Source organism: Streptomyces sp. NP160, from assembly GCF_006335115.1.
GTDB lineage: Bacteria > Actinomycetota > Actinomycetes > Actinomycetales > Quadrisphaeraceae > Quadrisphaera.
The window spans coordinates 1-456 of sequence record NZ_VDMJ01000076.1 but is presented as its reverse complement, the minus strand read 5'-3'; the positions used below and the strand labels follow the sequence as shown (position 1 = coordinate 456).

Here is a 456-nt window from a genome sequence, read left to right as displayed (position 1 = left end):
CGCTCACCGTGCTCGGCGACCTCGCCCAGGCCACCCACCACTGCTCGCTGGGGCGGTGGTCCTCGGTGATGGCCCACCTCGGGCGCCCGCAGGCGACGGTGCGGCCCCTCACCGTCGGCTACCGCGTGCCCGGCGAGGTGCTCGACTTCGCCGCCCGGCTGCTGCCCTCGATCGCGCCCGACCTCCCCGGTCCCCGCGCCGCCCGGCGCGCCCCGGGCTCGCTGCGGCTGCGGCCGGCCGGTGACCTGGTGGCCGCCGCCGCCGACCGGGCCGCCCAGGAGGGCTCCACGGCCGTGATCTGCGCCGACGCCGCCGTCGGGGCGACGGCCGAGGCCCTGCGGTCGGCGGGCCTGGACGCCACCGTGCTGGGCGACGGCGACGCACCCTCCGGGCACCTGGTGGTGGTCCCCGCGGGTCTGGCGAAGGGCCTGGAGCACGACCACGTCGTCGTCGTCG

At 79.6% G+C, this 456-nt stretch carries 1 pseudogene; it reads left to right on the top strand.

From position 1 onward, the window contains the following. Positions 1–456, top strand: a pseudogene (locus tag FHN55_RS23040) (AAA family ATPase); the annotation flags it as partial.